Origin of the sequence: Microbacterium sp. SORGH_AS_0969 (assembly GCF_030818255.1) — a bacterium.
Taxonomy (GTDB): Bacteria; Actinomycetota; Actinomycetes; order Actinomycetales; family Microbacteriaceae; genus Microbacterium.
Genome location: NZ_JAUTAG010000001.1, coordinates 180763 through 193080 on the forward strand (window position 1 = coordinate 180763; position 12318 = coordinate 193080).

At 69.3% G+C, this 12318-nt stretch carries 10 protein-coding genes; 3 read left to right on the forward strand and 7 right to left on the reverse strand.

Annotated elements, in window-relative coordinates; genetic code table 11:
- Nucleotides 1–130 precede the first annotated feature (130 nt).
- Nucleotides 131–403, forward strand: a complete 273-nt coding sequence (locus QE388_RS00835; RefSeq protein WP_275801411.1) for a DNA-binding protein — start codon at nt 131–133, stop codon at nt 401–403.
- Nucleotides 404–536: 133 nt separating this feature from the next.
- Complete coding sequence (locus tag QE388_RS00840) at nt 537–968, forward strand: Rv3235 family protein (protein WP_275801409.1); 432 nt, start codon at nt 537–539, stop codon at nt 966–968.
- Between the two features lie 32 nt (nt 969–1000).
- Here QE388_RS00840 and QE388_RS00845 read toward each other — a convergent pair whose 3' ends face one another.
- On the reverse strand, nt 1001–2227 hold the full coding sequence (locus tag QE388_RS00845) for a pyridoxal phosphate-dependent aminotransferase (RefSeq protein WP_307382205.1): 1227 nt from the start codon (nt 2225–2227) through the stop codon (nt 1001–1003).
- 113 nt (nt 2228–2340) lie between these two features.
- The gene (gene secA / locus QE388_RS00850; protein ID WP_307382208.1) at nt 2341–5145 is read right to left on the reverse strand and encodes a preprotein translocase subunit SecA; all 2805 of its coding nucleotides are present in this window, start codon (nt 5143–5145) and stop codon (nt 2341–2343) included.
- Between the two features lie 173 nt (nt 5146–5318).
- On the opposite strand from secA, the gene QE388_RS00855 reads away from it, so the two are divergent.
- Entirely contained in the window at nt 5319–6629 is a 1311-nt protein-coding gene (locus tag QE388_RS00855; RefSeq protein WP_307382211.1) for a hypothetical protein, read from the forward strand.
- Nucleotides 6630–6699: 70 nt separating this feature from the next.
- Here QE388_RS00855 and hpf read toward each other — a convergent pair whose 3' ends face one another.
- From hpf to mtrA, 5 genes are all read right to left on the reverse strand, one after another.
- Nucleotides 6700–7359, reverse strand: a complete 660-nt coding sequence (gene hpf, locus QE388_RS00860) for a ribosome hibernation-promoting factor, HPF/YfiA family (protein ID WP_058598172.1) — start codon at nt 7357–7359, stop codon at nt 6700–6702.
- Nucleotides 7360–7474: 115 nt separating this feature from the next.
- The gene (locus QE388_RS00865) at nt 7475–8158 is read right to left on the reverse strand and encodes a ComF family protein (protein WP_307382214.1); all 684 of its coding nucleotides are present in this window, start codon (nt 8156–8158) and stop codon (nt 7475–7477) included.
- A 97-nt stretch (nt 8159–8255) separates the two neighbouring features.
- A complete protein-coding gene (locus tag QE388_RS00870) occupies nt 8256–9914 on the reverse strand; it encodes an LpqB family beta-propeller domain-containing protein (RefSeq protein ID WP_307382216.1) in 1659 nt (552 codons plus the stop codon).
- Complete coding sequence (gene mtrB / locus QE388_RS00875; RefSeq protein ID WP_275801402.1) at nt 9911–11596, reverse strand: MtrAB system histidine kinase MtrB; 1686 nt, start codon at nt 11594–11596, stop codon at nt 9911–9913. Before mtrB ends, QE388_RS00870 begins: the two co-directional genes overlap by 4 nt.
- Nucleotides 11597–11603: 7 nt before the next feature.
- Entirely contained in the window at nt 11604–12284 is a 681-nt protein-coding gene (gene mtrA, locus QE388_RS00880; RefSeq protein ID WP_058598168.1) for an MtrAB system response regulator MtrA, read from the reverse strand.
- Nucleotides 12285–12318 lie beyond the last annotated feature (34 nt).

Here is a 12318-nt window from a genome sequence, read left to right on the forward strand (position 1 = left end):
GCCCCTTCCCGGCAGTGCGCGGAACGCCTACCCTCTCCCCACAGGACACATTCTTCTGAATGCGCCACGCATCCCGTGGGTGAGGCCGTTCTCCCGACCATACGGCGGACATAATGAGGGCGTGACCGACATGAGTTCACCTCCGAGCCGATACGTGGACCCGGATGCCGTCGCCTCGCGCCTCGGGATGACGCGCGACGAGGTGCTCGGGCTCGTCGGTCGCGGCGAGATCCGCGGCATGGAGGTCGGCACTCCCCCGCACTGGGTCATCGACGAGGAGAGCGTCACGTCGTACGTCGACGACCGTATCGAGATCGCCCGGCGGGCTGCCCTGTGGAATCAGTCCCAGGAGGCGAGCTTTCCCGAGCTGTGGGGAGAGGGCGACATCCGGCATCCGGACTGACCGCTCTTCCCCATGCATTCACCCTGCGTTTCTTATCCACAACCTGAGTTCCTCACCCCGTCGACGGGGGTGGCGGTGTCCTACTGTCGAGCGACGAAGACCGCTTCCACCGCCGCCACACAAGGAGGAACGTATGACCGTTCCGCTCACGATCGTCGACTCCGCTCGCCTCGCGCCGGCCTCGCAGGTCGATGATTTCGCCCCGCAGAAGACCCCCGCCGCGCGACTGCCGCGCGCAGACGTCTTCACGCGGAACATCGTCCGCGGCGTCTTCGAGGTCTTGGCAGGTGTTCGCGAGGTCGAACAGTTGGCGCGCTGGACGTCGGAGGAGGTCTACCGCTCGCTCGTCGTGCGCGCCAGTCTCGCGAAACGTGCACGCAGCGCCCGCGGTGTTCCCGTGCCGCGCGACGTCCACGAGATCCGGAACGTGCATCTCTTCGCCCCGACGGACGGGGTCTTCGAAGCGACCGTGACGGCCGCAGCCCGAGCGCGGACCCGCGCCGTCGCCCTGCGTCTCGAGGGCATCGACGGACGCTGGCGCGTCACCGCCCTCGCGCTGCTCTGAGGGTTGGCGGCCGAGGGCTCAGGGCCGCGGGTTCAGGGCCGCCACGACGCGAGGAAGTTGCCCAGGCGTTCGATCGCGTCACTGATCACGCGAGCCTCGGGCAGCGTCACGATGCGCACGTGGTCGGTCGCGGGCCAGTTGAAGCCCGAACCCTGTACGAGCAGGACGTGCTCGGCGACGAGGAAGTCACGGACGAACTTCGCGTCATCGGGGATCTCGTACACCTCGGGATCGAATCGCGGGAAGGCGTACAGGGCGCCCCTGGGCATGACGCACGAGACACCCGGGATCGCCTCGAGGCCCTGCCACGCGGCATCCCTCTGCTCGTGCAGACGACCGGTGGGGGCGATCAGCGCGTCGATCGACTGCACCCCCGACAGCGCCGCCTGCACCGCGAACTGCGCCGGCACGTTGGGACACAGACGGGTGGATGCCAAGAGGTTGATGCCCTGCAAGAAGCCGGCGGCGTGCGTCTTGGGGCCCGTGATCGCGAGCCATCCGGAGCGGTAACCCGCCACACGATAGGTCTTGGACAGGCCGTTGAAGGTCAGCACCAGCAGGTCGGGTGCGACCGTCGCCATCGGGATGTGCACGGCATCGTCGAACAGGATGCGGTCGTAGATCTCATCGGCGAGCACGAGCAGCGAGTGCTCACGAGCGATGTCGGCGATGCCCTCGAGCACCTCACGCGAGTAGACCGCACCCGTCGGGTTGTTCGGGTTGATCACCACGATCGCCTTGGTCCGCGCAGTCACCTTCGACCGGATGTCTTCCAGGTCGGGCTGCCACTCGCGCGACTCGTCGCACAGGTAGTGCACGGGCGTTCCGCCGCCGAGGCTCGTCATCGCGGTCCACAGCGGGTAGTCGGGGGCCGGGATCAGCACCTCGTCCCCCTCGTCGAGGAGCGCCTGCATGGTCATCGTGATCAGCTCGGACACGCCGTTGCCGAGGTACACGTCGTCCGGGTCGAGGTGCGGGAAACCGGGCTCCTGCTCGTACCGCGAGACCACCGCGCGCCGCGCGGAGAGCACTCCCCGGCTGTCGCTGTAGCCGTGGGCGTTCGGCACGGCCGCGATCATGTCGCGCACGATCTGGTGCGGCGCCTCGAACCCGAAGATCGCGGGGTTGCCCGTGTTGAGCTTGAGGATCGCGTGCCCCTCGGCCTCGAGCCGGTCTGCCTCGACGAGGGCCTCTCCACGGATCTCGTAGAGGACATCCTTCAACTTCGACGACTGATCGAGGGGGCGCAACGGGCTCATCGGTTCAGGATATCCCCGCCCCCTCCGAGCCAATCGACACCGGGTGGACTGTCCTTGGACACACGGATGCCGCGCCCCCGGCGAGCGTCAGGGGCGCGGCATCCGTGTGTTCGTTACTTCTTCTTGCCGGCGGCGCGGCGATCGGCGCGGTTGTTCGCCACGGGCTGCTCGGGAGCCTCGGTGCGCTGGCCGAAGGCGCCGCGTGGTCCGCTCGGCGCCGCGGCCTCGGCGGCGGGAGCCTGCGCGGCGGCCTGACGCAGGCGGTTCGTCGCCGCCTGCTGCACCTGGCCGCGGTCGTTGCGGACCTCGACCTCGCCGGCGTCGTTGGCCGCGGAGTACTCCAGGCGCTGGCCCTCGACGGGAGCGGGGGCGAGACCCTTCGCCTCGACCTGAGCGCTCTCTTCGCCCTCGACCTTGCGGACCTCGACCTCGAGGTTGTAGAGGAAGCCGACCGACTCCTCCTTGATCTGCCCCATCATCGACTGGAACATCTGGTAGCCCTCGCGCTGGTACTCGATCAGCGGGTCGCGCTGGGCCATGGCGCGCAGGCCGATGCCGTCCTTGAGGTAGTCCATCTCGTACAGGTGCTCGCGCCAGCGGCGGTCGAGGACCTGCAGCACCACGCGGCGCTCGAGCTCGCGCAGGGCGGGAGCACCCAGCGACTCCTCGCGGTTCTGGTAGGCGATGCGGGCGTCCGAGATGATCTCGCGCTTGAGGCCCTCGGCCGTGATGCGGCCCTTGTTGCCGCCGGCCTCGGCGACGACCTCGTCGATCGTCACGCTCACCGGGTAGAGGGTCTTCAGCTCGGTCCACAGCGCGTCGAAGTCCCACGACTCGGTGTGCCCCGAACCCGTGTGGTCGTCGATGACCGCGGTGATGGCGTCTTCGATGAAGTGCTGCACGCGGTCGGCGATGTCATCGCCCTGCAGCATGTGGCGGCGGTCGGCGTAGATCGCCTCGCGCTGGCGGTTCAAGACGTCGTCGTACTTGAGGACGTTCTTGCGCATCTCGGCGTTGCGCGCTTCGACCTGAGACTGCGCGCTCTTGATCGCGCGCGAGACGAGACCCGACTCGATCGCGACGTCGTCGGGGAAGTTCGTGCGGGCGAGGATCGCCTCGGCCGCGCCCGACTGGAACAGACGCATGAGGTCGTCGGTCAACGACAGGTAGAAACGGCTCTCGCCGGGGTCGCCCTGACGGCCGGAGCGACCGCGCAGCTGGTTGTCGATGCGGCGCGACTCGTGACGCTCGGTGCCCAGCACGTACAGGCCGCCGGCCTCGACGACCTTCGCCGCCTCTTCCGCGACGGTGTCGCGCACGCCCTGATAAACGGCATCCCACTCGGCCTCGTAGGCCTCGGGCGTCTCGACCGGGTCGAGGTTCTTCGCCTTCATCTCTTGCACGGCGAGGAACTCGGCGTTGCCGCCGAGCATGATGTCGGTTCCACGACCGGCCATGTTCGTGGCCACGGTGACGGCACCGAGGCGTCCCGCGCGCGCGACGATCTCGGCCTCGCGCGCGTGGTTCTTGGCGTTGAGCACCTCGTGCTTGACGCCCTTCTTCGCGAGGAGGCGCGAGAGGTACTCGCTCTTCTCAACGCTGGTCGTTCCGACCAGCACCGGCTGGCCTTTCTCGTGACGCTCGGCGATGTCTTCGACCACCTGCGCAAACTTCGCCGTCTCGTTCTTGTAGACGAGGTCGGGCTGATCCTTGCGGATCATCGGCTTGTTCGTGGGGATCGGGACCACGCCGAGCTTGTAGGTCGACATGAACTCGGCCGCCTCGGTCTCGGCGGTACCCGTCATGCCGGCGAGCTTGTCGTACAGGCGGAAGTAGTTCTGCAGGGTGACCGTGGCCAGCGTCTGGTTCTCGGCCTTGACCGGCACGTTCTCTTTGGCCTCGATGGCCTGGTGGATGCCCTCGTTGTAGCGGCGCCCGACGAGGATGCGACCGGTGTGCTCGTCGACGATCATGACCTCGTCGTTCATGACGACGTAGTCGGTGTCGCGCTTGAACAGCGCGATCGCCTTGATCGAGTTGTTCAGGAACGAGATGAGCGGGGTGTTGGCCGACTCGTAGAGGTTGTCGATGCCGAGGTAGTCTTCGACCTTCTCGATGCCGGGCTCGAGCACACCGATCGTGCGCTTCTTCTCGTCGACCTCGTAGTCGACGCCGGGCTCGAGGGTGCGGGCGAGCTTGGCGAACTCGGCGAACCAGCGGTTGGCCTCGCCGGACGCGGGGCCCGAGATGATCAGCGGGGTTCGCGCCTCATCGATGAGGATCGAGTCGACCTCGTCGACGATCGCGAAGAAGTGGCCGCGCTGAACGAGGTCTTCCTTACGCCACGCCATGTTGTCGCGCAGGTAGTCGAAGCCGAACTCGTTGTTCGTGCCGTAGCTGATGTCGGCCTCGTACTGCTGGCGACGGACCTCGGGGGTCTGCCCCGAGATGACGGTGCCGGTCGTCATGCCGAGCGCGCGGTACACGCGGCCCATCAGCTCGGACTGGTAGCTCGCAAGGAAGTCGTTGACGGTGATGACGTGCACGCCCTGGCCGGCGATGGCGTTCAGGTACGCCGGGAGCGCCGCGGTGAGCGTCTTGCCCTCACCGGTCTTCATCTCGGCGATGTTGCCGAGGTGCAGGGCGGCACCACCCATGATCTGCACGTCGTAGGGACGCTGACCGAGCGTGCGCTTGGCGGCCTCGCGCACCGCGGCGAAAGCCTCGGGCATCAGCTGGTCGAGGGTCTCGCCGGCTTCGTACCGTGCGCGCAGTTCGACGGTCTCGTTGCGCAGCTCGTCGTCGGTGAGGTGTTCGTAATCCTCTTCGAGCGCACCGGTCGCCTTCACGACGCCCTGCAAGCGGCGCAGGATGCGTCCCTCACCGGCGCGCAGCAGTTTCTCGAGCGGATTGGCCACGAAGCATCTCCATCTGTCGGGTGCGACGCCCGTGCGGACGCCGGCCTGCGAACAGGCATACATCGCCCATGCTATCCGTGTTACCCGTTCGTGACCTGCGAGCCGGCCCGATGCGCTCGCGCCCGTAGCGAACACACGGCTCCCTCCTCGATGACGCGGCCTAGGATCATGCCATGGCCGGTTTCTGGGGCAGAAGGAAGCGCGAAGAACAGGATGCCGCGGACGCCGATCTGGCGCGACGGGCGGAGCTTGCGATCGTCGCGGCGGACGAACGCGTGCGGCTGACGTCGGACGAACTCGACTTCGCCCGCGCCGAGCTCGGCGACAAGGCCACGGAGGACCTCGCCGCCGCGCTGGACTCGGTGAAGACGCACCTCGCGGAAGCGTTCCAGCTGCACCAGCTCAACCACGACGAGATCCCCGACACCGCCGAGGAGCTGCGCACGCGCAACGCGCGCATCATCCAGCTGTCGAAGTGGGCGGAGGACCTCCTCGAAGAGCGCACGCTCGTTCTGCAGCCCAAGATCGACGCGGTGCGCCGCGCCCCCGAGATCCTCGCCCGGGTACGCGCCGACCGCGAGCGTCTCGCGGAACGCGTGCCGCACGCCCGCGACGTCGTCGAGCGTCTCTCGCACCGGTACAACGATGCGGCCCTGCAGCAGATCGGCGGGAACCCCGACGAGATCGACCAACTGCTGGACTTCGCCGTGCACACCGCCGGCGTCTCCGAGCGCCGACGCGAAGCGGGTCAGCGCGAACAGGCGTCCGTCGCCCTCGAGGCGGCCACCGAAGCGGTGCGCCGAGCCGAGTCGTTGCTCGACGCCGTCGACACTTTCGAGATCGAAGCCCTCCGCGCCGAATCGACGCTCGCGGCCGTCATCGACGACTCCCGCAGCGACCTGGCCGAGGCCCGCCGCGGGCCGATGACGCCCATCGTGACCCGGGCGATGGCGAACCTCGAAAAGGCCCTCGCTTCCCTTCCTCCGGCCGGGTCGCGGACCGACCCGTTCAGCTCGCTCTCGGCACTTCGCCAGGCCAACGCCGAACTCGACGCGGCGCGTGAGCGTGCGGCGCGTCCCGTGCCCTCTCAAGAACAGGTCGACCACGCGATCGACGACGCCGACCGCCAGCTCGCCGTCGCACGCGGACTCATCACCGGACACCGCGGGTGGATCGGTGCCGACGCCCGTACGCGCTTCGTCGAAGCCGAGCGCCTGCGCTCGGGACTCCCGCTCGGCCCCGTCGCCGAGGACGACCGCGAGACGGTGCTCGCCACCGCCCGACGCACGGGAGCGTTGGCAGCCGAGGCCCTGCAGATCGCGCAACGCGATATCGAGCAGTCCCGACCCTCGGACTGGGGTGACGGCGGCGGCTGGGGCGGCGGCGGTCGCGGACAGGGGGGCATGAGCGGCGGCAACATGGTCGGCGGGATGCTCGGCGGCCTCGTCATCGGCTCGCTCCTCGGCGACATCTTCGACGGCTGACCCGCCGTCGCATACATTCAAGAAGCCCCCGGCCGATGGCCGGGGGCTTCTGTACGTACGTGGGCGGGCTTCAGGACGCGACGGCCTGCGGCGGAGCCTGTGTCGACAGGGCGATCACGCCGTAGTCCCAGCCCTTGCGGCGGTACACCACGCTCGGGTGGTCGGTGCGCGCGTCGATGAAGAGGAAGAAGTCGTGGCCGACCAGTTCCATGCGGTCGACGGCCTCTTCGGCCGTCATCCACTCGGCGCCGAACTCCTTCTCGCGGATCACGACGGGCGAGTAGTCCGCTTCGTCGGCGGAGTCGTTCTGCACGGGAACCTCGCCCGTGGCGACCGCCCGCAGGACGTCGACCGAGGCCGGCTGCACGTCGATTCCGGAGAGCTCGCCCGTGCCCTTCTCGAACTTGGCTCCGCGGGGGTGGTTGCGCGCGTCGATGCGCTTGTCCTTGGCTCGGCGGATCTGCTCCGAGATCTTGTCGACCGCGAGGTCGAGGGCGGCGAACTTGTCTGCGTCGGTCGCTTCGGCACGGACGACGGGGCCCTTGCCGTCGAGTGTCAGTTCGACGGTGTCGTCCTCCATCCGCCCGTTGCGATAAGAGCGGTGAGTGACCTTGACCTCGAGCGCCTGCGCTCGCGGGGCCAGGTGCTCGATACGGCTCACCTTTTCTTCGACCACCGAGCGGAAACGATCGGTGATACCGACTCCCACGCCGACGATGTTGGTGTCCATCCGTGACCTCCTTGTTCCGGGTTCCGCCCGGTCTAAGGGCGGAACGTCCGTCGCCTTCAGTCATCCCCACGCTAGTAGCGCGACCGCCGCCTGTCACGCGTGAATCACCCTTTCGTCATCCGCTCTTATCTTTCGCATGCTGTCTCGACCGATCGACGCGGAGGGGCGTGTGCGCGAGCGTCGCCGCGACGACCTCCGCGACTCCAGCGACTCGGAGTGCTCTCGACGCGTCGTCCAGCGTGGCGCCGGTCGTGACGACGTCGTCGACGAGCACCACGCGGCGCCCGCCGACCGCGCGCGACACGAACACTCCCCCGACGTTGGCCCGTCGAGCCTCACGATCGAGCCCCCGCTGGTCCCGCGGAGCCCGTGCCACCCGCAGGAGCGGAACGGGAACGTGTCCCCCTCGGCGCACGAGCAGGTCGACGGGTCGATAGCCACGACGGCGATACGCGGCCCGTGACGAGGGAACCGTCGCGACGACGGTGTCGGGACCGACCTCGTCGGCGAGCACGACCGCGAGCGCCGGTGCGAGAACACGCGCCAGGGACGTGCGCCCCTCCTCCTTGAGGGCGCGGAGGACGCGCGCGGGCACGCCGGAGAACTCCATCGCGCTGGTCACGACCAGCCCGTCCGCGGTGCGGCGGCGGTGCGGGGCCGCGGCCAGTGCCGCGCGGCATCCGGAACACAGCCCGACATCGAGCGCGCCGCACCCGGCGCACGCGATCGGCAACCAGAACGTCAGCGCCTCGTGCAGGGCGGGGACGACGGCGGCGGACAGGGCGGAGCCGGAGAACATGCCCTCATGCTCATCGACCGGCCCGCGGCGGCGGGCTCGGCATCCGTCCATCCGTGGAGGGGTCGCGCGGACACCGTCATGGGGAGGACGAGTGCGGTCAGGACGCCGTGCCCTGCTGCGCCGCCAGGACGCGGATGTCGTCGGCCACGAGCGTCCACGAGCTGCCGCGTCGGCTGAACAGCCGACCGGTGTCATCGAGCACGCGCACGCTCGTGCTGCCGCCCGCGACGCTCCGCGCGCCGTCGGGGGCGCCGCCCGTGGTGCCTCGGCCTCCCACACCGAGTTCGCGCAGGTGGCTCACGCCGTCGTCGAGGGCGAGGATACCGAGGGTCGCGTCGTCCAGCCAGGCGAGGTCGAAGGCCCCCGACTCGGTGAACGACAGCACATGGGGCGGCCCGAGGTTGATCTCGCTCGACGTGCGCTGGATGCCGGCGAGCCAGACCTCGCGGACGCCCGCCACCGTGACGATCGCCGCGACGCGCGTTCCGTCGCGCGAGATCTGGAAGGCGGTGATCTCGGACGCATCCGGCCACGCGTTCCCGATCTCGGACGGCACGCCCTCGGGCGTGAAGGCGCGCAACTGCGAGGGCGACGACGACGGCACGCTCCAGATGAGCCCGGTGGAGTCGATCGAGGGTGCGACCAGCCCGGGCCGGTCGTCGAGGAGGAAGGTCCGGCCGTCGGCGAGCGCGCTGGCCACGGTTCCCTGGGTCGTGCGGACCGCGGCGAGGGAGCGATCGGCCTCGAGCTCGATCGACTGGGGAGACAGCGACTCGACGGCGTCCGAGAGCCCGGGGATCGTCGTCACCTGATCTCCGGAGAGGATGCCGAAGGTCCCGTCCGTGGTCATGACGGCGGGTGGCGGATCGACGCGCGTGACGCGGACCGGCACCTCCTCGGCCGCGATCGGGGTCCCCTCGACCGTCATCTGCACCTCGCTGATGCCCGCCGTCGAGAGGCTCCGGGTCAGCTGCGTCTGCATGCGGTTCAGCGTCGTGGTGTCCAGACTCAGCGCGGACCGGGGAAGCTGCACCTGGGCGACGCCACCCGACGAGAGCGTCACCGAGCGCCCGACGAGCGAGAGGTCCTCGGGGAACGCGTTCTTCACCGCCCCCTCGAGCCACGCGCTCGGCTGCCCGTCGACGAGCGCCGTCGCCACACGACTCGCCACGAGCGGGCGCGGGAACCAGCGCACGTCCGGCACGATGAACGTCCAGGTGGGATCGAAGTACGCGATGGATGCCGACTGGTAGACGGTCGGGAAGACCTCCTCGTACAGCACCACGCCGTCCGGAGCGGCACTGATACGCCACTGGTCGTCGACGCGCACCAGCGAGTAGCCGAGCGAGTCGGTGGTGCCCGCCACGCTCGGCGAGTAGGCGCCGTTCCCGTCGACGCTCGCGACCGTGGACAGCGACACGGTCACGGTCGCGCCGTCGGAGGACGCGGTGGCGCGGCGATCGGCCAGTCGGTCGATCGTGACGCGCGCGCGAGGATCCCACTGGGTCCCGGGGGCGAGGAACAGCTTCGCCGTCGCCCAATCGTCGGCGGGGCCTGAACCTGCTCGAAGGAAGCCCTCGACGATCTCGGCGGGCGAGGCGTCGTCCTGCGGGCCGTCGGGGACGAACGCGAACGTCTGCGCGTCGTCGCTCTGCGGGCCCCGACCGGGGTTCACGTATCCCGAGGTGGGAAGGCCCGTGCACGCGGTGAGCAGGAGCACCAGCGCCAGGCCCACCACCGACAGTGCGCGCTTCATGTGGCCCTCCCGGTCGTGCGCCCGAGCGAGATCGGCTGGGTGATGCCGAGCGCGCCCAGAGTGCCGCCCTGCTCGTCCTCGGGGACGAGGGGCAGGGGCGAGCTTCCCAGCGGGCGACCGTCGCGGGGCAGGGTGAGGACGAAGTTGGAGCCACGGCCCGGCTCCGACCACACCGCGAGGGTGCCGCCGTGCAGGCGCGCGTCCCCGAGGGCGATCGAGAGGCCGAGACCGGTACCGCCGATCGTGCGCACACGCGACGGATCGGCACGCCAGAACCGGTCGAACACGCGGTCGACGTCTTCGGCGCGCATGCCCAGACCGAAGTCGCGCACCCCGAGGGCCACGGCATCCCGACCGCTGTCGACGGACACCACGATGGGCCTGCCCTCGCCGTGCTCGATCGCGTTGCCGAGGAGGTTGCGCACGATCCGCCGGATGCGGCGGGCGTCCATGTCGACGGGCGTGTATCCGCCCGGGGCGACCAGGCGCACGTCGGTACCGTGCTTCTCGGCGAGTTGCTCCATCGACGCGATCACGTCTTCGGCGAGCGAGGCGAGGCTCGTGGGCTCGAGTTCGAGCTGCACGGATCCCGCGTCGTAGCGGCTGATCTCGAGCAGGTCGGTCAGCAGCACCTCGAAGCGCTGCACCTGTGCGTGGAGGAGTTCGGCGGCGCGTCCCGTGACGGGGTCGAACTCGTCGCGCTGATCGTTGATCATGTCGGCCGCGAGCTTGATCGTGGTCAGCGGCGTGCGCAGTTCGTGCGAGACGTCGGAGACGAACCTCTGCTGCACGAGCGACAGGTCGGCGAGCTCCTTGATCTGGGACTCGATGCTGTCGGCCATCGCGTTGAAGGAGCGGTTCAGAGTGGCGAGCTCGTCCTCGCCGCGCACGGGGAGCCGCACTCCCAGATCGCCCGCGGCGAGCTTCGCGCTGGTCTCGGCGGCATCCGCGATCGGCGTCGTCACCGAACGCAGCACGACCCAGGCGATCGCCCCGATCAGCACGACGAGGATCAGGCCGACCACCCACAGCAGCACCTGGACGAACGACAGCGTCTGCGCGGCGCTCGCGAGGTCGTATCCCATGTAGAGCTCGTAGTAGTCGACCCCGTCCTGCGCGGGGAAGCGCAGCTGATGACCGACCAGGATGCCGGGAACCTCGCGATCGTTCTCCGCCGGCAGCGCCACCGACTGCCACCACTGCAGGTCGGGGCTCGACTGGACCTGCGTGCGCAGCTCGGGCGTGACGAGGTCGGACTCGAAGGTCGGAGAGATGAAGGGTTGCGGCGCGAGGGGCGACGGAGGGCCGATGCGGTACAGCGCGATGAGGTCGCTCGACGACTGCTGCGACAGTCGCGTCGCGATGCCGTTCATGAGGGTCTGCGCGGCGGCCGGGTCGGTGGAGTCGACGGCCGCGTCGAGGGTGGCCTGCGCCGAGGCGGTCGCGCGCTGCGCCTCGAGGAGCACCTGGTCTTTGCGGGCGGTGAAGAGCTCGTTCTGGATGACCAGGGCCATCGCGAGGCAGGTCACGAGGATGGTCGTCGCGGTCAGGGCGACGGTGATGACGATGGTGCGGAAGCGCAGCGAGCGACGCCACAGGGTGATGAGCCGGTCCCGGTTCGCGCGCCAATCGCGCGTGCGCCACCCCCGCGGCGTCGCCAGAGTGCGCACCGCGCCGGTCATGACGACCTCAAGCCACCGCGCCGGCGCGATAGCCCACACCGCGCACGGTGGTGACGATGCGAGGGTTGTCGGGGTCGGCCTCGATCTTGGCCCGAAGTCGTTGCACGTGCACGTTCACGAGACGCGTGTCGGCCTTGTAGTGGTAGCCCCAGACCTGCTCGAGCAGCATCTCGCGAGAGAAGACCTGCTGCGGCTTCTCGGCGAGCGCGACGAGGAGCTCGAACTCGAGGGGCGTGAGAGCGATCGGGGTGTCGCCACGGCGCACCTCGTGCGCGGCCACGTCGACGACAAGATCGCCGATACGCAGCGTCTCGTCGACCGGCGCCTGCACGGGGCGTAGGCGCGTGCGGATCCGGGCGACGAGCTCCTTCGGGTTGAAGGGCTTCATGATGTAGTCGTCGGCACCCGACTCCAACCCCTTCACCACGTCGGCGGTGTCGGTGCGGGCCGTCAGCATGATGATCGGGACGCCGGACTCGGCGCGCACGCGCGTGCAGATCTCGATGCCGTCGACGCCCGGCAGCATGAGGTCGAGCAGGATCAGGTCCGGCCGCTCGGAGCGCCAGGCCTCGACCGCCTGCGCGCCGTCGGCGCAGAAGACCGTGTCGAATCCCTCGGTGCGCAGCACGATGCCGATCATCTCGGCCAGCGCGGTGTCGTCATCGACAACCAGGATCCGTGAAGTCATCGGGTGTACGTCTTCCGTCTCGAAACCCGCTCGG

Excerpts from the sequence above, each read along its gene's own strand:
- QE388_RS00865 (WP_307382214.1), bottom strand. The coding sequence starts at position 8,158 with ATGTTCTCCGGCTCCGCCCTGTCCGCCGCCGTCGTCCCCGCCCTGCAC.
- hpf (WP_058598172.1), bottom strand. The coding sequence starts at position 7,359 with ATGGACACCAACATCGTCGGCGTGGGAGTCGGTATCACCGATCGTTTC.
- QE388_RS00855 (WP_307382211.1), top strand. The coding sequence starts at position 5,319 with ATGGCCGGTTTCTGGGGCAGAAGGAAGCGCGAAGAACAGGATGCCGCG.
- QE388_RS00845 (WP_307382205.1), bottom strand. The coding sequence starts at position 2,227 with ATGAGCCCGTTGCGCCCCCTCGATCAGTCGTCGAAGTTGAAGGATGTC.
- mtrB (WP_275801402.1), bottom strand. The coding sequence starts at position 11,596 with ATGACCGGCGCGGTGCGCACTCTGGCGACGCCGCGGGGGTGGCGCACG.
- QE388_RS00870 (WP_307382216.1), bottom strand. The coding sequence starts at position 9,914 with ATGAAGCGCGCACTGTCGGTGGTGGGCCTGGCGCTGGTGCTCCTGCTC.
- QE388_RS00835 (WP_275801411.1), top strand. The coding sequence starts at position 131 with ATGAGTTCACCTCCGAGCCGATACGTGGACCCGGATGCCGTCGCCTCG.
- QE388_RS00840 (WP_275801409.1), top strand. The coding sequence starts at position 537 with ATGACCGTTCCGCTCACGATCGTCGACTCCGCTCGCCTCGCGCCGGCC.
- mtrA (WP_058598168.1), bottom strand. The coding sequence starts at position 12,284 with ATGACTTCACGGATCCTGGTTGTCGATGACGACACCGCGCTGGCCGAG.